Annotated in this window: 19 protein-coding genes; 7 read left to right on the top strand and 12 right to left on the bottom strand. The window is 61.3% G+C overall.

Features of this window, described 5'->3' with window-relative positions; genetic code table 11:
- Positions 1–53: 53 nt before the first annotated feature.
- Genes MCB86_RS17885 through xseA form a run of 3 tightly spaced genes read right to left on the bottom strand, consistent with a single transcriptional unit; the run spans position 54 to position 2,853 of the window.
- Complete coding sequence (locus tag MCB86_RS17885) at positions 54–596, bottom strand: hydrolase (RefSeq protein WP_239611719.1); 543 nt, start codon at positions 594–596, stop codon at positions 54–56.
- A 22-nt stretch (positions 597–618) separates the two neighbouring features.
- Entirely contained in the window at positions 619–1,437 is an 819-nt protein-coding gene (locus MCB86_RS17890) for a M23 family metallopeptidase (protein ID WP_239611721.1), read from the bottom strand.
- 36 nt (positions 1,438–1,473) lie between these two features.
- Complete coding sequence (gene xseA / locus MCB86_RS17895; protein WP_239611723.1) at positions 1,474–2,853, bottom strand: exodeoxyribonuclease VII large subunit; 1,380 nt, start codon at positions 2,851–2,853, stop codon at positions 1,474–1,476.
- Positions 2,854–3,000: 147 nt separating this feature from the next.
- On the opposite strand from xseA, the gene MCB86_RS17900 reads away from it, so the two are divergent.
- The 7 genes from MCB86_RS17900 (at position 3,001) to MCB86_RS17930 (ending at position 14,315) form a co-directional block, all read left to right on the top strand.
- Positions 3,001–3,558: a sugar ABC transporter ATPase gene (locus MCB86_RS17900; protein WP_239611725.1), complete on the top strand. Its 558-nt coding sequence runs from the start codon at positions 3,001–3,003 to the stop codon at positions 3,556–3,558.
- A 121-nt stretch (positions 3,559–3,679) separates the two neighbouring features.
- Positions 3,680–5,149: an IMP dehydrogenase gene (gene guaB, locus MCB86_RS17905; protein WP_045163125.1), complete on the top strand. Its 1,470-nt coding sequence runs from the start codon at positions 3,680–3,682 to the stop codon at positions 5,147–5,149.
- Between the two features lie 111 nt (positions 5,150–5,260).
- Positions 5,261–6,841 (top strand): glutamine-hydrolyzing GMP synthase, encoded by a 1,581-nt coding sequence (gene guaA, locus MCB86_RS17910; RefSeq protein WP_045163124.1) that lies wholly within the window; start codon positions 5,261–5,263, stop codon positions 6,839–6,841.
- A 144-nt stretch (positions 6,842–6,985) separates the two neighbouring features.
- Positions 6,986–11,608, top strand: coding sequence for an ATP-binding protein (locus MCB86_RS17915; protein WP_239611727.1), 4,623 nt, complete (start codon positions 6,986–6,988; stop codon positions 11,606–11,608).
- Between the two features lie 366 nt (positions 11,609–11,974).
- A complete protein-coding gene (locus MCB86_RS17920; protein ID WP_239611728.1) occupies positions 11,975–12,193 on the top strand; it encodes a hypothetical protein in 219 nt (72 codons plus the stop codon).
- 383 nt (positions 12,194–12,576) lie between these two features.
- The gene (locus MCB86_RS17925; RefSeq protein ID WP_239611730.1) at positions 12,577–13,920 is read left to right on the top strand and encodes an alginate export family protein; all 1,344 of its coding nucleotides are present in this window, start codon (positions 12,577–12,579) and stop codon (positions 13,918–13,920) included.
- Between the two features lie 251 nt (positions 13,921–14,171).
- Complete coding sequence (locus MCB86_RS17930) at positions 14,172–14,315, top strand: hypothetical protein (protein WP_155397659.1); 144 nt, start codon at positions 14,172–14,174, stop codon at positions 14,313–14,315.
- Between the two features lie 226 nt (positions 14,316–14,541).
- Here the strand turns inward: MCB86_RS17930 and MCB86_RS17935 are convergent, their stop codons facing one another.
- From MCB86_RS17935 to MCB86_RS17975, 9 genes are all read right to left on the bottom strand, one after another.
- A complete protein-coding gene (locus tag MCB86_RS17935) occupies positions 14,542–15,309 on the bottom strand; it encodes an SDR family oxidoreductase (RefSeq protein WP_045163122.1) in 768 nt (255 codons plus the stop codon).
- The gene (locus MCB86_RS17940) at positions 15,306–16,100 is read right to left on the bottom strand and encodes an SDR family oxidoreductase (RefSeq protein WP_239611732.1); all 795 of its coding nucleotides are present in this window, start codon (positions 16,098–16,100) and stop codon (positions 15,306–15,308) included. Before MCB86_RS17940 ends, MCB86_RS17935 begins: the two co-directional genes overlap by 4 nt.
- Complete coding sequence (locus tag MCB86_RS17945; protein WP_239611733.1) at positions 16,097–16,915, bottom strand: molybdenum cofactor biosynthesis F family protein; 819 nt, start codon at positions 16,913–16,915, stop codon at positions 16,097–16,099. Before MCB86_RS17945 ends, MCB86_RS17940 begins: the two co-directional genes overlap by 4 nt.
- 189 nt (positions 16,916–17,104) lie before the next feature.
- The gene (locus MCB86_RS17950) at positions 17,105–18,544 is read right to left on the bottom strand and encodes an amidase family protein (protein WP_239611735.1); all 1,440 of its coding nucleotides are present in this window, start codon (positions 18,542–18,544) and stop codon (positions 17,105–17,107) included.
- Positions 18,545–18,592: 48 nt separating this feature from the next.
- Positions 18,593–19,810, bottom strand: coding sequence for an MFS transporter (locus tag MCB86_RS17955; RefSeq protein WP_239611737.1), 1,218 nt, complete (start codon positions 19,808–19,810; stop codon positions 18,593–18,595).
- Positions 19,811–19,821: 11 nt separating this feature from the next.
- Positions 19,822–20,730 carry a transporter gene (locus MCB86_RS17960; protein ID WP_239611929.1) on the bottom strand — a complete coding sequence of 303 codons (909 nt, stop codon included), beginning with the start codon at positions 20,728–20,730 and terminating at the stop codon, positions 19,822–19,824.
- Positions 20,731–20,830: 100 nt separating this feature from the next.
- Positions 20,831–21,805, bottom strand: coding sequence for a helix-turn-helix domain-containing protein (locus tag MCB86_RS17965; protein ID WP_045163116.1), 975 nt, complete (start codon positions 21,803–21,805; stop codon positions 20,831–20,833).
- Positions 21,806–21,944: 139 nt separating this feature from the next.
- The gene (locus MCB86_RS17970) at positions 21,945–22,544 is read right to left on the bottom strand and encodes a hypothetical protein (RefSeq protein WP_239611739.1); all 600 of its coding nucleotides are present in this window, start codon (positions 22,542–22,544) and stop codon (positions 21,945–21,947) included.
- A 66-nt stretch (positions 22,545–22,610) separates the two neighbouring features.
- Positions 22,611–24,065 (bottom strand): NAD-dependent succinate-semialdehyde dehydrogenase, encoded by a 1,455-nt coding sequence (locus MCB86_RS17975; protein WP_239611741.1) that lies wholly within the window; start codon positions 24,063–24,065, stop codon positions 22,611–22,613.
- Between the last annotated feature and the right edge of the window lie 10 nt (positions 24,066–24,075).

Consider the following 24,075-nt stretch of genomic DNA (forward strand, 5'->3'; position numbering starts at 1 on the left):
TCTCCGTCCGATCGAATGTGACTGCTGCAGCGTTGCCCTTGCGGGGGCGTTGCTTAGCGGATGAATTCGCGGCTGATGCTGCGAAAGAGGTCGGTGCCGGCCTGCTCCATCCACTCGAAGGCGACCATCTCCCGCGAAACGATGCTGGCGCCAGTCTGTTGCATCCGCGCCAGCCCCAGGGCCTTGTCGCGGGCGCGGCGCGAGCCGACAGCTTCCTCCACTACGAATACCTGATGGCCGCGCGCGAGCAGGTCGAGCACCGTCTGCAGGACGCAGATGTGCGTCTCAGCACCACACACGATGAACTGCCGGCGTTCGCCTCCTGGGCGTTTGAACAGCTCACCGTCGCGCGCTGCGGAGAAGTGCAGTTTTTCGATGATCGAGTCCGCGTCGATGCCGTCTCGTAGCGCCGCGATGGTCGGCCCCAGGCCCTTGCTGTATTGCTCGGTGAGCAGGACCGGCACCCCGACGCGTTGGGCGATCTGGATCAGCCAGGTGCTGTGCTCGGCCAGCGCCGTGTTGTCTTCGATGATGGGAAACAGCCGTTCCTGGATATCGATGACGAGCAGCGTGGAGTCCTGCGCATGGATAAGCATGTCGTTGTCCTTGAAAGTGGATTCAGAGTTTGAATGCACCGATGAAAATCGATGGGTCGATCCGCGCATCGTTGAGGCTGACGTTCCAGTGCAGATGCGGCCCCGTGGCCCGGCCGGTGGAGCCAACCTTGCCCAGCACCGCGCCGCGGGCCAGTTCGTCGCCGACCTTTACGTCGATCTTCGACAGGTGGCAGAACATGCTGATCAGTCCCTGACCGTGGTCAACGAACACGGTGTTGCCGTTGAAGAAATAGTTGCCCGTGAGGATCACCTTGCCAGCGGCAGGTGACTTGATCGGGGTGCCGGCCGGGACGGCGAAATCCAGGCCGGAATGCGGGTTGCGCTCCTCACCGTTGAAGAAGCGGCGCAGCCCGAACGGCGACGAGAGGGCGCCGTCGACCGGCTTGTCGAACAACAGGTTGCTCGGCTGTCGGGCGCTGAACTGCTGGTAGGCCTGGGTCTGTTCGTCCAGCTCGCGCTGGATGCGTTCGAGATCGGCGGGGTTGGGATTGACCTGACGCTTGTTTTTCAGCGTGATGTGCTGCGCGCGGTATTCACGAGCGCCAACAGCGAAGGTTCGGGCGGTGCCGTTCACTTCCAGCTGCTGCTGGCCGGGCTTTACCGTCAGCGGGAGCCCGACGATGGCGATCCAGCGTTGGCCTTCTTCGCGTACCACCAGGACCGGTTTACCTTCATAACGCACGTTGGGCGCCTCGGTGCCATCCCCCAGGCCGATCACCGCCACGCCGCCCGGCACCGGCTTGTTCAGCAGACGGGTCAGGAAACCTTCGGCGTGGACGGGAAGGGCGAAACACAGCAGCAGGGCTAAGGCAAAACGCATGGTGATTCCTGTGATGAGCGGGTTGCGGCCAGTGCGCTAGTCCAGCAGCGACAACGTCACTGGCGTCTGATGATTGTCCTCGACACGAACATCCAGTTCGCCTTCTCCCAGGCGAGCCTTCAGGCGCTGGCCGGGTTGAGTCTGGTCGGCGCGACGAATCGCCTGCCCTCGTTCGTCGAGCAGAATGCTGTAACCGCGGGACAGGGTCGCCAGCGGACTCACCACATTCAGGGTCTGGGCCAGCCCTTGTAAATGCTGTCGGCGACTTTTCAGCGCTTCCTGCATGGCGCGTGGCATACGCCCGGTCAGGTGCTCGAGGCGCTGACGCAACAGATGCAGGGTCCGTCCGGGATGCTGCGCAGCCAGGCGAGTATCCAGCCGCGCGAGGCGTTCCTGGCCCGCGCAGAGGCGGCGATCGATACCGCGCAAAAGCCGCTGCTCTAAATCGTCGATACGCTGGGCCTGTTGTTGCAGGCGCTCGCCTGGATGGCGCAGGCGTCGGGTCAGACCTTCCAGTTGCGAGCTGTTGCGATGCAGGCGATCACGCATCCGCAGCAATAGGCGTTGACGCAGACTATGCAGCCGCTGACGTAGGTCTTCGCTGCTCGGCGCCAGCAATTCGGCGGCGGCGGAGGGCGTCGGCGCGCGGACGTCGGCCACGAAGTCGGCGATGGAAACATCGGTTTCATGCCCGACGGCACAGACGATGGGTGTCACGCAGGCCGCCACGGCCCGTGCAACCACTTCCTCGTTAAAGCACCAGAGATCTTCCAGCGAGCCACCGCCACGCGCCAGGATCAGCGCATCGAAGTCTCCGCGATCGGCCAGCTCCAGCGCACGGACGATCTGCGCGGTCGCTTCGCGGCCCTGTACCGGCGTCGGCACCAGGGTCAGGGCCACGTGCGGTGCCCGCCGGCGGAACACCGAAATGATGTCGCGGATCACCGCTCCGGTGGGCGAGCTGACAATGCCGATGCGCCGTGGATGAGCGGGCAGGGCGCGCTTGCCGGCGGCGTCGAACAGGCCTTCGGCACTGAGCTTGTCTTTCAATGCTTCGAACGCCAGGCGCAGCGAGCCATCGCCCGCAGGCTCGACGTTGTCGAGGATCAACTGGTAGTCACCACGCCCTTCGAACAACGACACCCGCCCACGCACCTTCACCGCCAGCCCGTCGCGCAGGGCCTGCCGCACACGTAGCGCGTTCTGCCGGAACAGCGCGCAGCGGACCTGGGCGCTCTTGTCTTTCAGGGTGAAATAGATGTGGCCGGAGGCGGGCTTGGCCAGGTTGGAAATCTCGCCCTCCACCCAGACCTGGGCGAACACGTCTTCGAGCAGCAGCCGGGCGCGCCCGTTGAGCTGGCTGACAGTCAGCACTTCGCGGTCGAGGTTCAGGCGTTGAAAAGGGTCTTTGAGCATGGCGGCGATGATACGGCAAGACGCTGGGCGCTTCATCCGTACCGGTGCCTTGTTGCAAGGTTCGTAGATGTCGGGACCGCCATGGCTACGGCTTGACCTGCGGCGATGGCCGATTAAGCTGCGCGCTTTCCTTCAGACGTAGCGTCCATGAGTGATCAGCAGTTCATCATCGTGCCGAAGATTTCCAGCTACCCGGGCGCCCAGTCGCGCGCACGGGTAATCCAGCGTTGGCTGGTGGAGCGCGGCATCATCGCCCCGCACCTGTCCGCGTGCGGTTCGGCGCCGGGCCGCCTGGCCTACGGCATCGGTCCGCGCGCCGCCGAGGTACTGGAGCCGGCTGGCGCCGCCTTGCTGCCTTATGAACGGGAGCGCAACGGCCTGGAAATCATCACCGATCGCTGCATCTATACACCCGAGCGTGGCTTCGAAGGGCGAGCGCGCTGCCCGGAGTGTCGCAAGCAGATCGGCGAAGCGCTGCTGGAGCATCTAGAAGAGTGGATGCCGGGCGAAACGGAGAATTTCATCTGCCCGGAGTGCGGGCACGAGGACGACATCAACGGCTTCCCCTTCAGCCAACCCTGCGGTTTCTCGGATCTGGGGTTCATCTTCAACAACTGGCCAGGCCGGTACTTCCGCCGCTCCTTCATCGAGGAGTTCACTGAGCGGCTGGGGTATCCGTTGGCGTTGGTGGAAGTCGCCTACTAGCGACGCGTGACGTGTCTCTACGCTGTTCATTCGTGCCGCGGCGGCGCATTGTTTGATTGAGCCATGCGCCCGTGCTCGGTATAATGCCGCGCTTCCTTTTTCCCGCCTGGGAGCCCCCGCCATGCTGCGTATCAGCCAAGAAGCCCTGACTTTCGATGATGTTCTCCTGATCCCGGGTTATTCCGAGGTCTTGCCGAAGGATGTCAGTCTCAAGACCCGCCTGACCCGCGAAATCGAGCTGAACATTCCCCTCGTTTCGGCTGCAATGGACACCGTCACCGAAGCCCGCCTGGCCATCGCCATGGCGCAGGAAGGCGGCATCGGCATCATCCACAAGAACATGAACATCGAGCAGCAGGCCGCCGAGGTCCGCAAGGTCAAGCGTCACGAGACGGCCATCGTCCATGACCCGGTGACGGTTACGCCGGAAACCAAGATCAGCGAGTTGCTGCGCAAGGCGCATGAGCTGGGCTTCTCCGGCTTTCCAGTGGTGTCCGGCAAGGAACTGGTCGGTATCGTCACCGGCCGCGACCTGCGTTTTACGCCGAATGCCGGCGATTCGGTCGCCGCGATCATGACGCCGAAAGAAGAGCTGGTCACCGTACAGGAAGGCACCGGCCTCGAAGAGATCAAGACCAAACTCTACGAGCACCGCATCGAAAAGATGCTGGTGGTCGACAGCAATTTCCATCTGCGCGGCCTGGTCACCTTCCGTGATATCGAGAAGGCCAAGACTTACCCGCTGGCGTCCAAGGATGACCAGGGGCGTCTGCGTGTCGGCGCGGCCGTTGGTACTGGCGCCGATACTGCCGAGCGTGTCGAGGCACTGGCTGCTGCCGGTGTCGATGTGATCGTCGTCGACACCGCACATGGCCACTCGCGCGGCGTGTTGGATCGCGTGCGTTGGGTGAAGGAAAACTTCCCGCAGGTGCAAGTCATCGGCGGCAACATCGCCACCGCCGAAGCGGCACTGGACCTGGTCAAGGCCGGCGCCGACGCGGTCAAGGTCGGTATCGGCCCTGGCTCGATCTGCACCACCCGCATCGTCGCCGGTGTCGGCGTACCGCAGATCTCCGCCATCGCCAACGTCTCCGCCGCCCTCGAAGGTACCGGCGTGCCGATGATCGCCGACGGCGGCATCCGTTTCTCCGGCGACCTGTCCAAGGCCATCGTTGCTGGCGCCAACGCGGTGATGATGGGCTCGATGTTCGCTGGTACCGAAGAAGCTCCAGGCGAGATCGAGCTGTTCCAGGGCCGCTCCTATAAGGCCTATCGCGGCATGGGCTCGCTGGGCGCGATGTCCCAGGCGCAGGGGTCCTCGGATCGCTACTTCCAGGATTCCTCTGCCGGCGCCGAGAAGCTGGTGCCCGAGGGCATCGAAGGCCGCGTACCGTACAAGGGTTCGCTGGCCGCGATCATCCACCAGCTGATGGGCGGGTTGCGCGCCTCCATGGGCTATACCGGCAGCGCGACCATCGACCATATGCGGACCCATCCGCAGTTCGTGCGCATCACCGGCGCCGGCATGGCCGAGTCCCACGTACATGACGTGCAGATCACCAAGGAAGCGCCCAATTACCGCGTGGGTTGATCCGTCGCTTTAACAGGCGCTGGAAGCTGGAAGCTGGAAGCCGAGGCGATGACTTCGGCTTGCACTTCCAGCTTCCGGCTTCAGCTTCAAGCTCTTTCCGAAGGAAAGCCCATGTCTCATCCTGACATTCACGCCCACCGCATCCTGATCCTGGATTTCGGTTCCCAGTACACCCAGCTGATCGCCCGTCGCGTTCGCGAGATCGGCGTCTATTGCGAGCTGCATCCGTTCGACATGAGCGACGAGGACATCCGTGCCTTCAACCCGCGCGGCATCATCCTGGCCGGCGGCCCGGAGTCGGTTCACGCTGAAGGTAGCCCGCGCGCGCCACAAGCGGTGTTCGACCTGGGCGTGCCGCTGTTCGGTATTTGCTACGGCATGCAGACCATCTCCGAGCAGCTCGGCGGCAAGGTGCAGGGTTCCGATGAGCGCGAGTTCGGCTACGCGCGGGTCGATCTGGTCGGCAAGTCCAAGCTGTTCGATGGCATCGAAGATCATATGGACGACGACGGCGTGTTCGGCCTCGACGTCTGGATGAGTCACGGCGACAAGGTCACCGACCTGCCGGAAGGCTTCCATATCCTCGCCAGCACCCCGAGCTGCGCAATCGCCGCGATGGGTGATGACGAGCGTCGTTACTACGGCGTGCAGTTCCATCCGGAAGTGACCCACACCCGTCAGGGCGGGCGCATCCTGTCACGCTTCCTGCTGGAAATCTGCGGCTGCGAAGCGCTGTGGACGCCGTCCAACATCGTCGAAGATCTGGTCGAGCAGGTGCGCAATCAGGTCGGTTCGGCCAACGTGCTGCTGGGCCTGTCCGGCGGTGTCGATTCCTCGGTGGTCGCGGCGCTGCTGCACAAGGCCATCGGCGATCAGCTGACCTGCGTATTCGTCGACAACGGCCTGCTGCGCCTGCATGAAGGCGACCAGGTAATGGCGATGTTCGCAGAGAACATGGGCGTCAAGGTGATCCGTGCCGATGCCGAAGCGCAGTTTCTCGAGAATCTGGCTGGCGAAGCCGACCCGGAGAAGAAGCGCAAGATCATCGGCCGCACCTTCATCGACGTGTTCGATGCCCAGGCCAGCAAGCTCGACAACATCCAGTACCTCGCTCAGGGCACCATCTACCCGGACGTCATCGAGTCCGCCGGTGCCAAGAGCGGCAAGGCCCACGTGATCAAGTCGCACCACAACGTTGGCGGCCTGCCGGAGGAAATGAACCTTAAGCTGGTCGAGCCGCTGCGCGAATTGTTCAAGGATGAAGTCCGCAAGATTGGCCTCGAGCTGGGCCTGCCGTACGACATGGTCTATCGCCATCCTTTCCCCGGCCCGGGTCTGGGCGTACGCATCCTCGGTGAGGTGAAGAAGGAATACGCCGACCTGCTGCGTCGCGCCGACCACATCTTCATCCAGGAGCTGCGCAATTTCGATTGGTACCACAAGACCAGCCAGGCCTTCGTGGTGTTCCAGCCGGTCAAATCCGTGGGTGTGGTGGGAGATGGCCGCCGCTACGCCTGGGTCGTCGCGCTGCGTGCAGTGGAAACCATCGACTTCATGACCGCACGCTGGGCGCATCTGCCCTACGAGCTGCTGGAGAAGGTCTCCAACCGCATCATCAACGAGATCGAAGGCATTTCCCGCGTCACCTACGACGTATCGAGCAAGCCGCCGGCGACGATTGAGTGGGAATAATCCTACGGGATTGATGAAAAAACCGGCTTCGGCCGGTTTTTTCATGCCTGCGCTAGTGGCGTATTCTCGTTGGTGAAATAATCGTACAGCGGTAGTGGCAGCTATCCGTAGGTGGCTGGAGATCGTCAAACATGGAAGACCTGAATGAAACTCCTAACATCTGACGAAATTGATGCTGCATATGCTCAAGTCGAAGCTGTAGACGAGGGGCGCGTCGGGCCGGATAGGGCAAATTACCTTGCGCTGTCGGATGCTGATTTTGAACTCCTTCTGTACAGCATCTATCAGGAACCTGGGCCACTATCTGCTTGGTATAGCAATGTTCGCTTGATGGTCACGGGAGCTGATCAAGGGCGGGATGTTTGGCTCACGAAGGATGAACAGCCAGTCGGGCTTATTCAGTGCAAAAAGGTTAAGGCTGGCTTCACCCGGCCGGACTCGCTCCGTGAGGTAATCAAGTTCCTTTTAAATGTCGTGCTTGAACCGGCGCTTATGCCAGACCCGGCCGGTTTCCGATTTATTCTTGCCCTTGCTTCGGATCCTGCAAGTACAGCAGCCGATTTTTTCGAGGCGCCACAGACTTGGCTAACTGCCAATGAGGCAGAGCTTTTAGGTCTGGTTGCCGACGTCATTAAAAAGTATGAGGCATTCTCGACGCTGAGGATCGAGGCTGTCATGCCAGGCATCAGTATGGCCCTGAAGAGCCTGAAATATGAGCTTCTTAGGCCAGTCGACCTCGACGCGTTATTGGAAGGTATCCCTGCTGTCCGTCAGCGGTTTTTCAAAGTTCAACTTGTCGTGGCTGTGGAAGATGCCGAGGCCATGATTGAGGCTCGGTTCGCTGCAGTCGGCTTGGTTTCAAAGAGCATAGAGATATTCACTAGAGCTGATGTTGAGGAAGACATTACGCGTGGGTCGCGCGGTCTGGCCGACTGGCCTCAACTGATTTGGGGGCAGCACATAGAGCGATCAGAGTTCGACGATCTGCTTCAGCGGATCAATCAGCATCCTGCAGGCTCCACGCTGGTCGTCGGAGGGGCAGGGACTGGCAAGTCAGCACTTCTCGCTGAGCTGTATTGTGCCCTTAAAGCTCGCGGCCAGATTGTGCTAGCGATAAAGGCCGACATGCTTAGCCCAAATATTGTGGATTTCGCCGACCTCGCTCGCGATCTTGGCATGTCAGGTGATATCGAGCAGGAGCTTCTCTCGCTGGCGGTTGAAGCCCCGGTTGTACTGATCATCGATCAGCTTGACGCTGTCAGTGAAGTGATGGATCAGAGTTCACAACGCATGCAGGTCTTACTGCGCCTTGCGTCTCGTCTGCAGGAGGCAGAGGGTCAAGAGGGCAACAAACTCCCCATCCATGTCATCGTTTCTTCGCGACCATTTGAGGCGAAGTTCGACGCCCGATTTAGGTTGCTTGACGCGGATGAGTTACTGCTTTCCCTGCCGCCGTTCGAACGGATATCGGCGCTGCTCGGTGAGCTCGGTATTGACGCTACGGTGGTGCCGGATAGTCTCAAAGAGACGCTGCGTACAGCTTTTGCTCTCGGTATATACGTCGATCTTGCCAAGTCTGGTTTGAGTCCTGCTGATTTGACAGCAGCAAACCTGCTTGATCGATGGCTCGACAAGAAGCTGCCCGCAGGTGCAGCGCGAGTTTCGTGTATGGCGTTCTTGCGCCAGCTTGCAACTGACATGACACAGCATGAGAGCCTCTGGCGGCCAGCCGCTCACTATCACCCGGACTACAGTGAGATGCTGCGTTGGTCCGAGTCGATTGGCATCGTCATCCGCGAAGATGCCAGCATCGGCTTCAGTCATCAGTCATGGCTCGATGATTTTCAGGCTAAGACACTCCGAACCGCACAAGGGTTGGCTGATTACGCATGGAGCCGCCAGGAAGGATTATTCGCGCGGGGGACAATCTTGCGCGGCCTCGAGCAAATGCGAAGGGTTGATATGGCTTCCTATGAAGTGGCTATTCGCTTGTTGCTACCTAACCCCAAGACACGCAGGCATCTGCGCCATCTTGTGGCCGATTACTTGGCGAGTGCCGATGATCCGAGCGTAAGTGATACTGCTTGGGTCGATTGGATGGCGCGTAACGATCATGCGCTTGCAGATCGGGCATTCAGGCAGGTAGCGTTAAGATGGCCGCGCTGGAGATCAGGATTGCTGCCGCTCCTTCCTTTTCTTTTGCAGGACGAAAAGCATAGCTGGAATGCAAGCATGCTGCTCGCTCGAGAAGTCGCTGAGGACTCGAGCCAAGTTATGGATCTGGTCGACCGCTATTGGTCGGATGCTTCACATGACGGAGACGTGTTTAGTCTCTTTGAGCGTTCTGGTATTGCGACCGACCGTGCTATCGCCCATGTCCGTACGATCTTTAATCGAACGGTGTTGGCAGATTGGGCGATATCCCATTACGCCAAGACGTTGCATGAGAACGGTAATACCCGCGTTGCTTTGGATGTCATCTCATTTTGGGCCACGTTGCAGCCTGAGGATCGGCACAACGGCATCAGGGTTTATGGCGCTGAAAAGATTGCGGCAGCCGCACCGCTCTATTGTGCCGAGCGGCTCCTGCCTTGGTTTGTCGGGGTGGCATCGCGAGAGGTTGCTGATGGACGGCCTGGGCATCGGTATCCGCAATCGATATATGTTCCATACGATTGGAAATATGACGGTGGCGAGGGGCATTTGACGCAACTCCTGCGGAGTGTGCTCGAAGAGTCAGCGGTTTCTGATCCGGATGGGGCGTGCACCTTGCTTGCTACTGTCGTGACTGTAGAAATTGACGAGGTTCAGTCACTAGTTGCCGATACATTGGCGGCAAATCCGGCACTTCTTAATGAGTATGCGCTCGCGTTCCTTCTCGCAGATCAACGACGCCTTAATCTAGGTAGTGACACGTTCGACGATGAAGAAGGTGTTGGCCAGATGATCTGCGGCTGGTCATCAAGCAATCTGATAGCTCTGATCACTCCTTACCTCTCCCTCGGTGATATTGAGCGGATTCGCGACTATATCGAGTCCTGGGAGCCTTGGAAGGAGGACTTACAGGAAGAGCGAGATCCTGCTCAGCGGAGGAAGTTGCTTCGTTGGTCTGATGAGCGACGATTGCGTTTGCTTGCCGAGCTACCAGTACAAGTGTTGACGGCCCGTCGTCGTAGGCAAGTTGAGGAGTGGAAGGTCGAACAACCCGCGCTACAAGCAAAGCGTGGAGGTCGGAGGATGGCGCAGTTCGTTGGATCACCCATGAGCCACGATCAGATGGCGAAAGCCAGTGACGATGCGATTATCAAAATGCTCGATGAAGTCAACGACCATACTGGCCGCCATGAGCACCCGAAACACTGGCAAAAAGGCGGTGTAACTGAGTTGTCTCGGGCTTTTGCCGCGTTTGCGAAGTCGTTTCCAGATCGTGCTCTTCGTATCATTCCGCGTTTACAACCGGATCTGCACGAGCAGGTTACGGGCGCAGCAATTAGGGAGTTGTCGGCAGTTGCGGCAGTTGACGCTCAGGCACTAAAAATTTTGATTTGGGATGCTCAATCCCGTGGCTTTTCGTTGACTAGCTTTCGCCACGATGTTGCCAGCGCCATGGAGGCGCTCGCTAAACGCCTGAAAGGTCTTGAGGGTCGTGACATCGAGTTGCTCAGGGGTTGGCTGCAGCGCGACCCCAATGTGTTGGCCGCAGAAACACTACGTCATGGCGAGCTTAATAAATCCAATCGTGAGCGGAATGAGAAACCAGATCAACGCCCTGAAGCCATGCTATTTGGCCGGGGCGGCGGGATGCATTTTCTCCCTCAGCGCAATTTCACGCTGCTGTCAGCGATCGCTGCGGGATATATCCATCGTGACGGCGTGGATTGTGATGGTTGGCTCGCGGAGTTGGAACTACACGTTACTCATCCTGAAGATCCCGAGGTTTGGACTGCGATCCTAGCGTTTAGGTCGCATGAGCTCTGGTGGGCGGACGCTGCCAGAGTCAGCGGTCTGATTGAAGCGATTTGGCGAGCATTCCCTGCAACGTTTGAAGATGCTGCAGTAGTTCAGTCGTTGTGGCGCCTACGCGTTCGCATGCATACGAGCCTACAGCAGGAGATTGTCAACTTCTGGCTCAGTCATAGCGATCATAAGCTTAGGCAGATTGGTGGTGAGTTCTCTGCTGCTAGCGTGATTGTCGATGGTACTGCTTCTTGTGGTATGGGCGAGATAGTCGAAGCGGTGATGGCTGGGAATGATATTTCTGCCAGGTCTGGCGTGTTATTTGCGGCTGCTGCGGGGTGGAGTGAACTTGATCTCGATATTCGAAGCCGCTCGCATGCCTACCTCATTTCTGTCGCCAGCATTGTCAGCGGGTTCGAGGCTCATGCTCTGTCTACAGCGGTCGATCGTGGCGAGCGATTGCCTCCTGACGAGATGACGCGTGCCTTGCTGGCCTCTGTTGCAGTAAATAATGATCTGCTTAAAGAGTCGATGGGGCGCCTGCTTGTACGCTCGCTTCAGCACCTGTTGCTTTATCCAAGCTTTGAGATGCTGGTGCTTCATATCGCAGAGGCTGCAACTGAGCTTGCACGTACATCGCCAGATAAGACCGTTGGAGGGTTGTACGACGGCGAATTTATAGGGCTTGTGATTGCACTTCAGCGCTCACCACTAGAAGTCAAAACTCGTGCGATGACGATCTATGAGCGCTTGCTTGACGCTGAGGTTTATGGCGCAGAGGACGCTGCAGCATTTGCTTTGCGTCGTTAAGTGGCTCAAGTCATTCGCTGCGGCATCCTGCCCGGTTTCCAGACTCTCACCGCTTAGATGAGCAGGTATTCCCATTGGTAACCGATAATCTTCGGGCTGATGCCTTCCCTGATTGCCCGTGTTCACGAGTCAGCTTTCTACCGGCGTTGCCTTGGAAGGCGTAGTTCCTTAATTAGAGAGGGAGTGAAAATCAGGCCCGTCGGGGGACTATCGGTACCTATCGAGAGATCGTCGCAACGTATCGACTCTTAGGAAAATACTTCACTGCATCTATCGGTAGTAACGCCGCTAAGCGGAATGCTCGGCGGTGGAACCGAACATCATGTTCATACGCTCCGTTTACTATCGAGACCAAAGGCGTCTTTGATGGTGGTTGAGGCTCGCTGGGAGCAGAACGATGCCAAGGGCATCGTTGCCAAGGTCTATGTGCCAGAAACGGAGATCACCGGCGAGCAGACCGAACCGCTGTTCACTGGTACCGAAGCACTGACCTCGTTGGTCGAGTCGCTGGTCGCCGACAGCACCACCGCCACTATCCGGCTGGATCGCGTCACACCGCTGGGTGCGGACAGCGCTTATACGTAGGTGACCTGGAATGTCCAGCCCAACGCGGGCGAGCCCTTCCAGATGAAAAGCCTGTTCGTCTGGGAGCGCATGCCGCAGGGCTGGCGGATCGTTGCGGACATGTATGCCTCTGGCTCTGTCCCGAAGACACCCTGACCGATTGAGCGGCGCTTTGACGGAGCGCCGTTCCATCCTCTTGTAGTGCTTTGCGCGACGGCATTCGCGGTGGCATCGGTAATCAAGGATCTGGCAGCCACAGGAAATAATTGCCTGCGCCCCCTCCCTACACTCCCCCCAAGCTCCGGCCGCCATATGGCCAACAAGGAGCGTTCGAGCCGCCGTGGCATCGAGCGGCATCGCCATTGCCCTCGGAACTGAACAACACAACAACAAGGATTCTTCGAATGCATAGGCTATCGCGTACCAAGCTTGCCCAGTCCATTCGCGCGGGCAGTGCAGCGCTGCTGGTTTGCGCCAGCGGCCAGGGTTGGGCTTACGAGCTGTACAACCAGGGCGACACGCAAATCAACGCTGACCTGGAAGCCATGGTCGGGCTGTTCCACAGCGGCGAGAACTATGGCCAATCCGGCACCTTGGCAGAAGGTTCTTCATCCTGGCAGGAGGCCTATCTCAAGTACGGCTTCAGCTTCTCGCAGGGGCTGAGCGGTTCCGGGGATCAGGCATACGGCGCGCTCAACTGGGTCAGCTCCGGTACCTTCGGTGACGGTGATGCGGCGGGCTGGTCCAACGGTAGCGAGCGCACCACCAAGATCGAGGACGCCTACCTCGGTTGGCGCTCGGGCAATCGGTTCGCGGCCTTGGGCGAAAACGGTGTGGATGTCTCTTTCGGCCGGCAGAATATCGTGATCGGTGACGGCTTTCTGGTTTCCGGTGATGCGCTCAATTTCGGCCGGGAAGTGGCGGACGGGATGCTCGACCGAGGCGGTGCTTATTACATCACCCCGCGTAAAGCCTTCGACAAGACGGCAGTGTTGCGGCTTGGAGGGGAGCAGGGCCTGCGCGGCGATCTGATGTGGCTCAAATCCGACAATCGCTCCCAGGGGCGGCCAGAAATGGCGGTGGCTACGCTGGAAAATGTCACCGATAAGGGCACCGTGGGCCTTACCTACCTCGACGTGCTGGATACCGACGAGGACTTCGACTTCGTCGACCGCAAGGGCATCAAGACCTACAGCCTGCGGGCGCAGGGCAACGCCGGCATCGAAAATCTGTTCCTGTCTGGCGAATACGCCTATCAGGACAAGAATGCCGGCAACGAGAACGCCTGGTATCTGGAAGCCGGCTGGACCTTCTCCGACGTGACCTGGTCACCGAGCGTCAACTACCGCTACAGCCGCTTCTCCGACGCTTACGACCCGCTGTTCTACGGCAACGGCCGTGCACTGGGCACCTGGTTCCAAGGCGAAGTCGCCTCCAACTATGCCGGCCCGTTCAATAGCAACACGCGCGTTCACCACATCGGCTTGAAGGCCGCCCCTGCGGAAAACCTGACGGTTGGCGCCTTGATGTACCGCTTCGAAACGATCGATTCGAATGCCGGTGCGTTCGCCGACCTGGGCGGCAAGGAAATCGACCTGTATGCCGAGTGGGCAGCCAGGGACAATCTGTTCATCATTCCGGTGGTGGGCTTCTACAAGCCGAACGAAAGCCTGGCCAACGGCGGCAGCCAGATCGGCAATGACGACACCAACCTGTATGGACAGTTGCTGGTCGTGACCATGTTCTGATCGGCGAGTCACCAGGTGTGGCGCGAAGGCATCGCCACGTCGTCCCGATGCGGCTGAACACCGCTTGACGGACCCCAAAAGGCGCTGGCTGGTTAGCCAGCGCCTTTTTCTTTGGCTGGCGCAAAGCTACATCAGGGGCCTTGCCGTGGTAATCCGCCGCCGTTTCGATCTGAATCAATGACCCGTCGCATTGCTCAAGTCCATCGGCACGCACGGTGCCTTCCAGCCCAAGGCAACGGTGGCCGTGAGATATGCGTTCGGCAGTGGGGCGGTTGTTCTATGCGCCGGGCGATGTGGGCTGGCTGGTGCCGAACGAGATGCAGCGGCTGTTCCACTACTCGCATTACGGAGCCCACGGTTACAGCGTCCGTCCGCAGATTTTGGGCGTGCGCTGAAGGGGCTGGAACCCGCCCTGACGATTGATGCGATGCGCCACCGTTCCCGGAGATGCGGGGCAGTACACGCAGGACTGCGATGGGAAGGGCGGCAGGCTCGATCTTCGGTCTGCGGGCCTGGGACCGCCAGGCGGGCGCTGGGAAATCATCACCCCGTACTTCGAAAGCTAGGTACGGGGCAATGCGACCTGCTGCTCCCGCTTGTCTGAGGTCGCCAGCCGGACGCTCAGCCCGCCGGCCGTACCTCCGGCAGCGTGGCGCCGCCATCGACCACGATGGTCTGGCCGGTGATGTAGCCGGCGCCCTCGGATGCGAGGAATACCATCGCCTCGGCAATGTCGGCTGGGCGGCCGAGACGGCCCAGCGGCACGCCAGCGGCGATGTGCTCGGCCAGCGCCGTGTCGCCGAGGTTGTCCATCGCTGGCGTCTGGATCATGCCCGGCTCGACGCCGTTGACCCGCACGTTGTAGGGCGCCAGCTCCAGCGCCGCGGCGCGGATGAAGCCGTTGACGCCTGCCTTGGAGGCCGCGTAGTGCGCGAGCCCCGGATAGGCCATGCGCGGTCCGGTCACCGAGGAGGTCATCAGTACGCTGCCGCCGCCACGCGCTTGCATCAGCGGCAGCGCGCGTTGCGTCAGCCAGAAGGGCGCGGCCAGATTCACATCCAGGGTTCGTTGCAGCACCTCTGGGGTGATGTCGGTGAAGTTGACCAATGGGAAGTACGCGGCGTTGTGCACCAGCACATCCAGCCCGTCGAGCACCTTGAACAGGGCATCGATGGCGGCGAGATCGGCCAGATCGACGGCATGCGCGCGGACCGCCAACCCTTCCTGACGTAGCGTCTCGGCCAGCGCCTCGGCGGCGTCGGCCTGGCGGTCGGCGATCACCACCTCGGCACCGCGGCGCGCGAAGGCTTCGACGATGCCACGGCCGATCCCCTGTGCGCCGCCGGTGACCAAGACGATGCGGTTGGCGAAGGTCTGATTCCCGGTCATTGCGCAATCCCCATGCGGTCGTAAGCGAGAGTGGGCACGTCGACGATGGTGGAGCCGCCATCGGCCACCAGCGTGGCACCGGTAATGATCGAGGCGTCCTCGCCGAGCAAGAAGCGGCAGACCCGGGCGATCTCCTCCGAGGTCGCTGGCCTGCGCAGCGGCACGTCCGCTGTGACGCGGGCATAGGCGGCGTCGAGATCCTCACCGTAGTGGTCCATCAGCGGCTGCATTTCCTCGTCCGCCATCGGCGTGCGCACCCAGCCCGGGCAGACGCAGTTGACCCGCACGCCCTGCGGACCGAAGTCGCGGGCCAGCGAACGGTTCAGCCCCAGCAGGGCGTGCTTGGCCGTGGTGTAGCCGCACACTTCCGGACCCGCCGCCAAGGAAGCGATGGAGCCAAGCAGCACCAGGCTGCCGCGTCGCTCGGCCAGCAAGGGCATGCAAGCCCGTGCGGTCTGGAAGGCGCTGTCCAGGTTGCTGCGCATGGCCATGTGCCAGACCTCGTCGCTGGTCTGGGTGGCGCTGCCCGGGCCGAGCCCGCCGGCGCAGGCGACGACACCGTCCAGGCCACCGAAGCGCTCACGGATCTGCGCTATGAACGCTTGCCAGCCCTGGCTGCTGGCGGCATCGCCGGCCAGGACCAGGCCGCCGATTTCCGCTGCAAGCCGTTCCAGCGGTTCGCGCCGACGGCCGACCAGCACCACATTAGCGCCATCCTGCGCGAACAGCCGCGCGCAGGCTTCGCCAATGCCGGTGCCGGCCCCGGTAATCAGGAGGGTGCGCTGGCTCATTCAGACGCCTCCAGGCGGCTGACCACCTGGCAGTGGGACGCGACAGGGAAGTTGGACACCTGGGTGAAGTCTTCCCCGGCATAACCGAAGATTTTGCCGTCGCTGCGATGGGCTTTCAGGTCAATCAGCACCAGCCCCAGGGTCGGTACGATCTTTTCGCGCCATACGAACAGGAACAGCTCCGGTGCAATCGCGATGTAATGGCAGCGGTCGGTGTCGCACAGACCTTTCTCAACGCCCTTCAGGCACATCCAGGTGTAGAACTGCTCGTTGAGGTAGATATGGTCATAGACCTCGGTGGGGCTGTAGCGGTAACGGTTGCGCAGGCCCACCAGTTGATCGGTTGGTTGGTGATGGCACTGGCTGGCACGGCTGGCGTCGTTGAGGCTGCCGTGCAGGATTTGCACCTCCACGCCTGTCAGAGGCTCGCCGGCGAGCGCACGTCCATAGAGCCCACGTTGCGTGTCGGCTTCGCTGGGCAGCGCACCGATGATTGCGGTAAAAACGCCAGCGCTGACGTCGAGCACCAGGCTGATGGACCAATGGCGGCCCTGTTCCTGTTTGACGAAATCCACCAGGTAAATGCCGGGACGCAGCGCTGTAGCCCGGTACGGGGCACTTCCGGTCGAGTGGCCATCGTCCGCGTGCCAATGCAGGCGATCAGCCTCGAAGCGATGCTCGATGGCGCCGCCCTTGGCGAAATGCAGCGTATGGGTCTTGCCAGCAAAGTCGTTGACGTGCGGTAGCAGGAAGGCTTCGGGCATGAAGCCGTCGGCCAGGGCGCCGACAGTGATCCATTCTGATGTAGCGGACATGAGTAGTACTCCTCGGTATGGGTGCGTCTATCCTGGCCGCGATGCCCGGGCGCGAATATCAACCAGAAGGTTTAGGTCCGCACCGGGAAAACTCGAGGCGGGGCTAGGCGCGCACATTGCTGCGATAAGCCTCGAAACGGGACGGCGGGACTGGCCGGTTGGGAGTCCAGACGTTCCCGCCTATGCATTTCAGCGTTGCAGCGCGTTTACCACCGGCACCCGGCCCCTCCATGGCTGGGCTTCTTCAAGCTGCGCGGCGAGGGCGAGCAGGGTGCCTTCCTCACCGAAACGAGCGGCAAAATGGGAGCCGATCGGCAAACCATTCGGGCTCCAGTAAAGCGGAACCGACATGGCGGGCTGGCCGCTGGCATTGAACAGCGAGGTGAACGGCGAGTAGCTGTGGAAGTGTTCGATCAGCGTGGCCAGGTCGAGGCGGTCATCGAACGCATCCAGAGTCCCGATGCGTGGAGGCTCGCGGGTCAGCGTCGGGGTCAGTATCAGGTCGTAGTCGCAGAGGAAGCGTGCCAGGTCGCGTCCCAGTGCGTGGAGGCTGGCGACGCCATCGGCGTAGCGTGCCCCGCTGACGGCGCCTCGCTCGCGCAGAATGATCCGGGTTCGGGGCTCCAGTTCCTCATCGGCGACCGGCTGATTCCGTAGCTTGCCGAGCATATCGACGTAGCTGCGGGTGCTGGCGCCGATGATGTCGAACATCGCGTCGAGCACCGGCAGCGGATTGACCGGGAGTGTGGTCTGCTTTACCTGGTGACCCAGCTCCTGGCACAGCTGCGCGGTGTGGCGCACGGCGGCCAGCGCTTCCGCACTGCTGGTCCAGGGAGCCAGATGCTCGATCACCGCAATGCGCAGCCGGGTGGGCCGGCGAGTCAGGCAGTCAACGAATGGGATGCTCTGGTGAGGGGCGGCGTAGGGCGCGCCAAGATCCGCACCAGCGGTCACATCGAGCAGGGCGGCGCTGTCGCGCACTGACAGGGTGATGGCGTGGGGCGTACCCATACCGGCCCAGCCTTCACCGATGAGTGGGCCACTGGGCATGCGACCGCGGCTGGGTTTGAGCCCGAAGACGCCACAACAGGACGCCGGCACGCGTAGCGAGCCGCCGCCATCATTGCCATGCGCAAAGGGGACGACACGAGCCGCTACCAAGGCTGCGGCGCCGCCGCTGGAGCCACCGGCGCTGCGCGTTGTATCCCAGGGGTTGCGGGTCGCACCGAAGCGGGTCGACTCGGTGGTATAGGAGGTGCCGAATTCAGGCGACGTGCTGGTGCCGATGAACTGACAACCCGCGGTGCGAAGGCGGCTCACCACTGCATCGTCGAGCCCGGGCCTGGCCTCACCCAGCGCAATCGAGCCGCTGGTCATGCGTGCTTCGGTCAACGGTGAAAACAGGTCTTTGATCAGCGTTGGTACGCCGGCGAACGGGCCATCGAACGTCGGCGCCTTGCGTGCGGTGTCATAGAGCTTTTCGGCGACCGCGTTGAGCTGCGGCTCTACGAGTTCCAGTCGAGCAATCGCAGCTTCCAGCAACTCGCTGTGGCTGACCTCGCGTGCTTTGACCAAATTGGCGAGTCCTGTCGCGTCCTCGCGGTCCATGAGTGATTGGATGTCTTGCATATAAGCCTCGGAGGTGTGAAGGCCGACGCTCGCGCGTCGGCAGTTGAATCAGGCGTGCGGGCCGATGGCTTCTGCAGCACGATGTGGCTTGAGGATGGCCGCGACGACCCAGACGATGCCGCCCGTCAGGCTGAGCATGGCCAGCAGTTGGATGGCGCCACGAAGGTCGTAATTGAAGCCGCCGAGCATCGCGATCAGCAGGGGGCTCGCGAATTGGCCGAGGTAGAGGAATGCGGTGAACGCGCCCAGACCACGCCCTCGGGTGTTGGCGCTCAGCGCGTTCATCACCGGTGCCATGGCGTTGGGGACCAGCAAACCGGCACCGATGCCATGGAGCGATACCGCCACCAACACCTCGTTATAGGTCTGGGCTTGGCTCAGTAGCCACAGACCCAGCGCCAGCAACCCAAGCAGCAGAGCGTTGCATCCGGAGATGCCCAGCGTCCGGCGCAACACCGGCCAAAGCAGCGCGCCTGCCAGCGAGGCCAGCAGGCCAAGGCCGGCAGAGGCGCCGATCAGCGTGCTGGAGGTGATGCCGATGCCGACCAGCAGCGCGGGCGCCTGTACCGGGACGATGAAGTTGAGCAGCATGCCGGCGAAGATCAGCAGATAGCCGATCACCAGCGTCAGGACGGAAATTTGGTCCTCGCCATCCTCCAACTGTTGCTGGCGGATGGTTGCCGGTTCCCACAGCACGCGAGCCATGAAGGGCACCAGCAGCAAGGGCAACAAATACAGATAGAACGGCGCTCGCCATGCCTGCTCCCCCAACGCGCCTCCAATCACGAAGAACAGCGCGCCGATCAACCCGATCGTCACGACTTGCAGGTTGACCAGCCGCAACCGTTGCTCTCCCTGCCAGTAGTCTGCAATCAAAGCGGCGCAGCAGGTCATGATTGCCGCTTCGGTACAGCCGAACAGCAGCCGCGAACCGACAATGGCAGGCAAGCTGTCCAGTAGCGCCGGTAACGTGCCCAAGAGGGCGTACAGGATGGCGGCAGCCACCAGCAATGCCTTGCGGCCCACGCGGTCGGCCAGCCATCCAGCCAGCGGAGCGAAGAGTGCAATGGTCAATGCCGGGCCGGTGATGGCCAGCGGAACGAGCAGGTCGGCTTTCGGCTCGATCGGGCCGAACTCGGCGAAGAGCTTCGGAAGGATCGGCGCGACCATGACCGAGCCCATGATGGTGAGGCTGCTGCCGAGCATCAGTACGGCGCCTTCGCGTCCGGTCCTGGCTTGGCGTATCGGTGACAGATTCCGGCTCATGTTCGGTCTCCTCAGAAACTGTGCGAGAAGCGTAGGGCCACGGTGTAGCCCTCGGCTTTGTTGCGTGCGCCGAATTCCTTGTAGGCGTGGAGCCAGACGGGCGGCAGACCCGGCTTGAAATAGCTGATGGCGGGCCCGATGGCGGCGACTCGGCCACGGTTGCCGCTGGTGAGGTCGGGGCTGTCGTCATCGCTCAGTTGCCGGTAGTAATAGCCACCCAGGCCTAGCGTCCAGGGGCCGACGTGCTGTCCGACGGCGAACTCGTGGCGGTACTCGACGCCGTTCTTGTAGTCGGTTGCGTGGTTGCGGGTGTTGACGTCCACCTGGAAGCTCGACGACATCTCGAAACCGCTATCGGTGATGTAGGTGGCGTTGAGAATTGGCGAGAAGGTCCAGTGGTTGAGCCCCGGAGAAACCAAGCGATCTTCGTCGTAGTCACCGGTCGGTAGCTGGATCTGAAACTGGGTATTGATCCCCAGATTGCGTGAAGGCGACCACTGCAGGATGAGCGGGAGGATCTGTGCGTCTGCCTGGCGAAACATTTCCGCGTCTCGGGATATCGGACCGAACGGGGTGTCGACATCGAGCGATGCATTCATCTTGAAGAAGGGCAGCACCGCTCCGAAGCCGTATCGCGCGCCGAGGAACTGCTGGTCGGTCATGCGGATATACGCCAGTCCGATGGACAGGACATCGATCGAGAAGTCCACCGGGGTTTTGTCTCCGCTGGCGTCCATCAGCCGGTTGGCCGAGTAGAACGCCGTGCGCAGACCGACGGTGCCGGTAGGCGTCGCTGGCGGTGTGAAACCGGCACCGAAGTCGTACACGCCATTGGGAGTCGTGGGCGCGCCGCCTTCAGTAGCCAGCGCAATGCCGGATGCGGCCAGGATCGATACGCAAAGCAATCCCTTGGCGGCCATCGTGCGATGTCCTTTCATGGTGTTCCCCTGTTTTGTTGTTATGGGTAGGGGAAGCCTATGGACAGGTCAGCGAAGGGGGTTATCCGAAATCAGCACAGTTTCATCGAGCACGGCGAAGCGTGTCCGAAGGCAATTCACCAAACAGTTGGCGATAGTCGCTGGCGAAGCGGCTGAGGTGCCAGAATCCCCAGCTGGCCGCCACTGTCTGCACCGATAGCGTGCCGTCACTTGTGATCAGCGCGCGATGCGCAGCATTCAGTCGCAACGCCCGCAGGTACGCCACCGGATTGATCCCCAGCGTCTCCTGGAAACAGTACTGAAGCTTGCGACGCGAGGCGCCGACCTTGTCGCAGAGTTCCAAGATCGTGGGTGGGGCGTCGCGGTTCGCCAACGCGTATTCGCGCGCACGGTCGACCAGGCGCTTACGTGCGTTGGGTTCCAGCAGATTCACCTCCTGATCGTCGATCAGATCCAGCAGGTGCATGACCACGGCATCACGAATACCGGCGCGTATAGCGGCGTATCCGAGTAGGTCGTTGGTTTTGTTGGCATGCGCATCGAGCAGACTGCTACACAGCTCGACCAGCGCGGTATGACTCTCTGCGTCCACCATGCGATACCAGTGAGGCATCGATGGCAGGCTGGTCAACTGGAGGTTCCTTTCCAGCCTGTCGCGAAGCAGCGACTCGTCAACGGCGATGCAAAGCAGATCTAGATCGGCTGGCGTTCGCAGTTCGGGCAAGTCTTCGCCTCGTGTGACCAGCAGATTTCGGCCAATGACCGAATGGCCAAGGCAATGGAAACTGCTGTTTGGTACGTGCAGCGGCAAACTGAAGCTGATGGCACCTTTCCAGGTTTCGCCCTGCTTGGTCATTGCCTGGTTGGCTCGATCATGAACCAGTTGCAGGCCTTCGAGGTGCATCTGGCTGATGCTGCCCTTGAATACACCGGGGGTGAGCTGGTCGTAGCGCAACTGCCAGCCGTCCAAGCCGCCGGCGTGATCCTCGATGTCGAATGTCTGCCGATAGCGAATGATCGGTAGCGGCACGGCTTGATCGATGATGGCACTGTGCATTTCGGTAACCCTCTGGGGGTTGAATCCTGCGATATCTGGTTAAGGCAATTTCCATTCCCATGCGGGCCGATGCGCTCAATATTTGCCGATATCGGCTAGAAGCCGAGCGCAGGGAACACGGTTCTATGCGCCTTACGGCTCAGCCATCGCAGCCCGGCAGAGCTGCCGAGCCGTTGGCTTCACCCGAGGCGCATCGGGTCATGGCAATGAACGCCTCAAGTTCGTCAGCCGCTGCCTGATATCGCCCAGCGGCCGCTTGGGCGAGCGCTTTAACCTGAGCCTCTTCCTGCTCGATCATGTACTGACGGAATTCGGCATCTTCCGGATCAGGTGGCACCGGGATGGCGCGCAGCTCCTCGACGTATTTCTCCGTTGCGCCGGCCAGAGAGCGAGTGAAGCGCTGCGGGAAAGCCCAACTGATCAACAGCGAAGCATCCCCCTTGATCCGCGTCTTCAGCCTGGCGGGTGCGAAGCCGTGGCGTTCGGCAATGGCGGTGTAACGGGGCGCCTGAAGAATCTCCAGCGCGGTGTAGCTGGACCAGAACTGGCCTTGGTCGCTACCCGCATGCCGTTCAGCCAGAACCGGCACTACGTGTCTAGCGAGCGCGCGGTTATCGATTTCCTTCTGCAGCGCGGCGGTGAAGCGCGCGTGCGGATCGGTATCGCTGGAGGTGCTGCAGCCGGATAAGCCAAGCGTTACGGCCAGTGGGAGAACCGCCTGTAGGAGGCGTCTATTCATACTCAGCTCCCAAAAAAGAGCCGGTGGTGAGCCGGCTAAGAAGGTGACACGAGGAGTTCGGAAGCCTTAGCTGATGCCGAGACACATGTATTTCTGCTCGATGTAATCATCGATGCCGTAATGCGAGCCTTCGCGGCCGAGGCCCGATTGCTTGATGCCGCCGAAGGGAGCGACTTCGGTGGAGATCAGCCCCTCGTTGACGCCGACCATGCCGTACTCCAACGCCTCGCTCACCCGCCAGGCACGGCCCAGGTTCTGTGTATAGAGGTAGGACGCCAGACCGAACTCGGTATCGTTGGCCATGGCGATGGCCTGCTCTTCGGTCTCGAAGCGGAAGATCGGCGCCAGCGGGCCAAAGGTTTCGTCGCGTGCGACCAGCATGTCAGGCGTGACATCGGCCAACACGGTCGGCTCGAAGAAGCTTCCGCCCAGCGCATGGGATTTGCCGCCAGTGAGCACGCGGGCACCCTTGGACACGGCATCTTCGATGTGCTCGACGACCTTGGCGACTGCTTTCTCGTTGATCAGCGGGCCCTGTTGAGCGCCGTCGTCTGTGGCCGGGGCGACTTTCATGGCGGCAACGGCCTCGCTCAGACGCTTGGAAAATTCTTCATACACGCCGGCCTGGACCAATACGCGGTTGGTACAGACGCAGGTCTGCCCGGTGTTGCGGAACTTCGATCCCAGCGCGCCCTGTACGGCCGCATCCAGATCGGCGTCGTCGAAGACGATGAAGGGCGCGTTGCCGCCCAGCTCCAGGCTGACCTTCTTGATGCTTTCGGCGCATTGGGCCATGAGCAATTTGCCGATGCCGGTGGAGCCGGTGAAGGAGAGCTTGCGCACCTTCGGGTTACCGGTCAGTTCACCACCGATGGCGCGGGAATTGGTACCAGGCACCACGTTGAACACACCGGCCGGAATGCCCGCACGCTCGCCGAGTTCGGCCAGTGCGAGGGCTGACAGCGGCGTCTCCGAGGCGGGCTTGAGCACCACGGTGCAACCGGCGGCCAGGGCCGGACCGGCCTTGCGGGTAATCATGGCATTGGGGAAGTTCCACGGTGTGATGGCTGCAACCACACCGATCGGCTGCTTGATCACCACGAGGCGACGGCCCTGTTTGTCGTGCGGGATCACATCGCCGTAAACCCGCTTGGCCTCTTCGGCGAACCACTCGATAAAGCTCGCGCCGTAGGCGATTTCGCCACGGCTTTCGGCCAGCGGCTTGCCCTGTTCCCAACTCAGCAGGCGCGCCAGGTCTTCCTGATTGGCCATGATCAGTTCGAACCAGCGGCGCAGGATGGCGGCGCGTTCCTTGGCGGTCTTGTCGCGCCAGGCCGGCCAGGCCCGTTCGGCGGCCTCGATGGCGCGGCGGGTTTCGCTCACGCCAACCGAGGCGACTTCAGTGATGACGCTGTTATCGGCTGGATTGCGCACGGCGAAGCGGCCGCCATCTTCGGCTTCGATCCACAGGCCGTCGACATAAGCGTTCTGGCGCAGCAGGGTGGAGTCAGTCAGATTCATATCGACCTCG

Source organism: Pseudomonas sp. KSR10 (assembly GCF_022355455.1).
GTDB lineage: Bacteria > Pseudomonadota > Gammaproteobacteria > Pseudomonadales > Pseudomonadaceae > Stutzerimonas > Stutzerimonas stutzeri_E.

Bases quoted from the DNA above. Each gene is read 5' to 3' on its own strand.
- MCB86_RS17890 (WP_239611721.1), bottom strand. From the start codon at position 1,437: ATGCGTTTTGCCTTAGCCCTGCTGCTGTGTTTCGCCCTTCCCGTCCAC.
- MCB86_RS17885 (WP_239611719.1), bottom strand. From the start codon at position 596: ATGCTTATCCATGCGCAGGACTCCACGCTGCTCGTCATCGATATCCAG.
- MCB86_RS17935 (WP_045163122.1), bottom strand. From the start codon at position 15,309: ATGACCGGGAATCAGACCTTCGCCAACCGCATCGTCTTGGTCACCGGC.
- MCB86_RS17950 (WP_239611735.1), bottom strand. From the start codon at position 18,544: ATGCAAGACATCCAATCACTCATGGACCGCGAGGACGCGACAGGACTC.
- xseA (WP_239611723.1), bottom strand. From the start codon at position 2,853: ATGCTCAAAGACCCTTTTCAACGCCTGAACCTCGACCGCGAAGTGCTG.
- MCB86_RS17975 (WP_239611741.1), bottom strand. From the start codon at position 24,065: ATGAATCTGACTGACTCCACCCTGCTGCGCCAGAACGCTTATGTCGAC.
- MCB86_RS17970 (WP_239611739.1), bottom strand. From the start codon at position 22,544: ATGAATAGACGCCTCCTACAGGCGGTTCTCCCACTGGCCGTAACGCTT.
- MCB86_RS17900 (WP_239611725.1), top strand. From the start codon at position 3,001: ATGAGTGATCAGCAGTTCATCATCGTGCCGAAGATTTCCAGCTACCCG.
- guaA (WP_045163124.1), top strand. From the start codon at position 5,261: ATGTCTCATCCTGACATTCACGCCCACCGCATCCTGATCCTGGATTTC.
- MCB86_RS17945 (WP_239611733.1), bottom strand. From the start codon at position 16,915: ATGTCCGCTACATCAGAATGGATCACTGTCGGCGCCCTGGCCGACGGC.
- MCB86_RS17960 (WP_239611929.1), bottom strand. From the start codon at position 20,730: ATGGCCGCCAAGGGATTGCTTTGCGTATCGATCCTGGCCGCATCCGGC.
- MCB86_RS17940 (WP_239611732.1), bottom strand. From the start codon at position 16,100: ATGAGCCAGCGCACCCTCCTGATTACCGGGGCCGGCACCGGCATTGGC.
- MCB86_RS17915 (WP_239611727.1), top strand. From the start codon at position 6,986: ATGAAACTCCTAACATCTGACGAAATTGATGCTGCATATGCTCAAGTC.
- guaB (WP_045163125.1), top strand. From the start codon at position 3,680: ATGCTGCGTATCAGCCAAGAAGCCCTGACTTTCGATGATGTTCTCCTG.
- MCB86_RS17965 (WP_045163116.1), bottom strand. From the start codon at position 21,805: ATGCACAGTGCCATCATCGATCAAGCCGTGCCGCTACCGATCATTCGC.
- MCB86_RS17925 (WP_239611730.1), top strand. From the start codon at position 12,577: ATGCATAGGCTATCGCGTACCAAGCTTGCCCAGTCCATTCGCGCGGGC.
- MCB86_RS17920 (WP_239611728.1), top strand. From the start codon at position 11,975: ATGGTGGTTGAGGCTCGCTGGGAGCAGAACGATGCCAAGGGCATCGTT.
- MCB86_RS17930 (WP_155397659.1), top strand. From the start codon at position 14,172: ATGCGTTCGGCAGTGGGGCGGTTGTTCTATGCGCCGGGCGATGTGGGC.
- MCB86_RS17955 (WP_239611737.1), bottom strand. From the start codon at position 19,810: ATGAGCCGGAATCTGTCACCGATACGCCAAGCCAGGACCGGACGCGAA.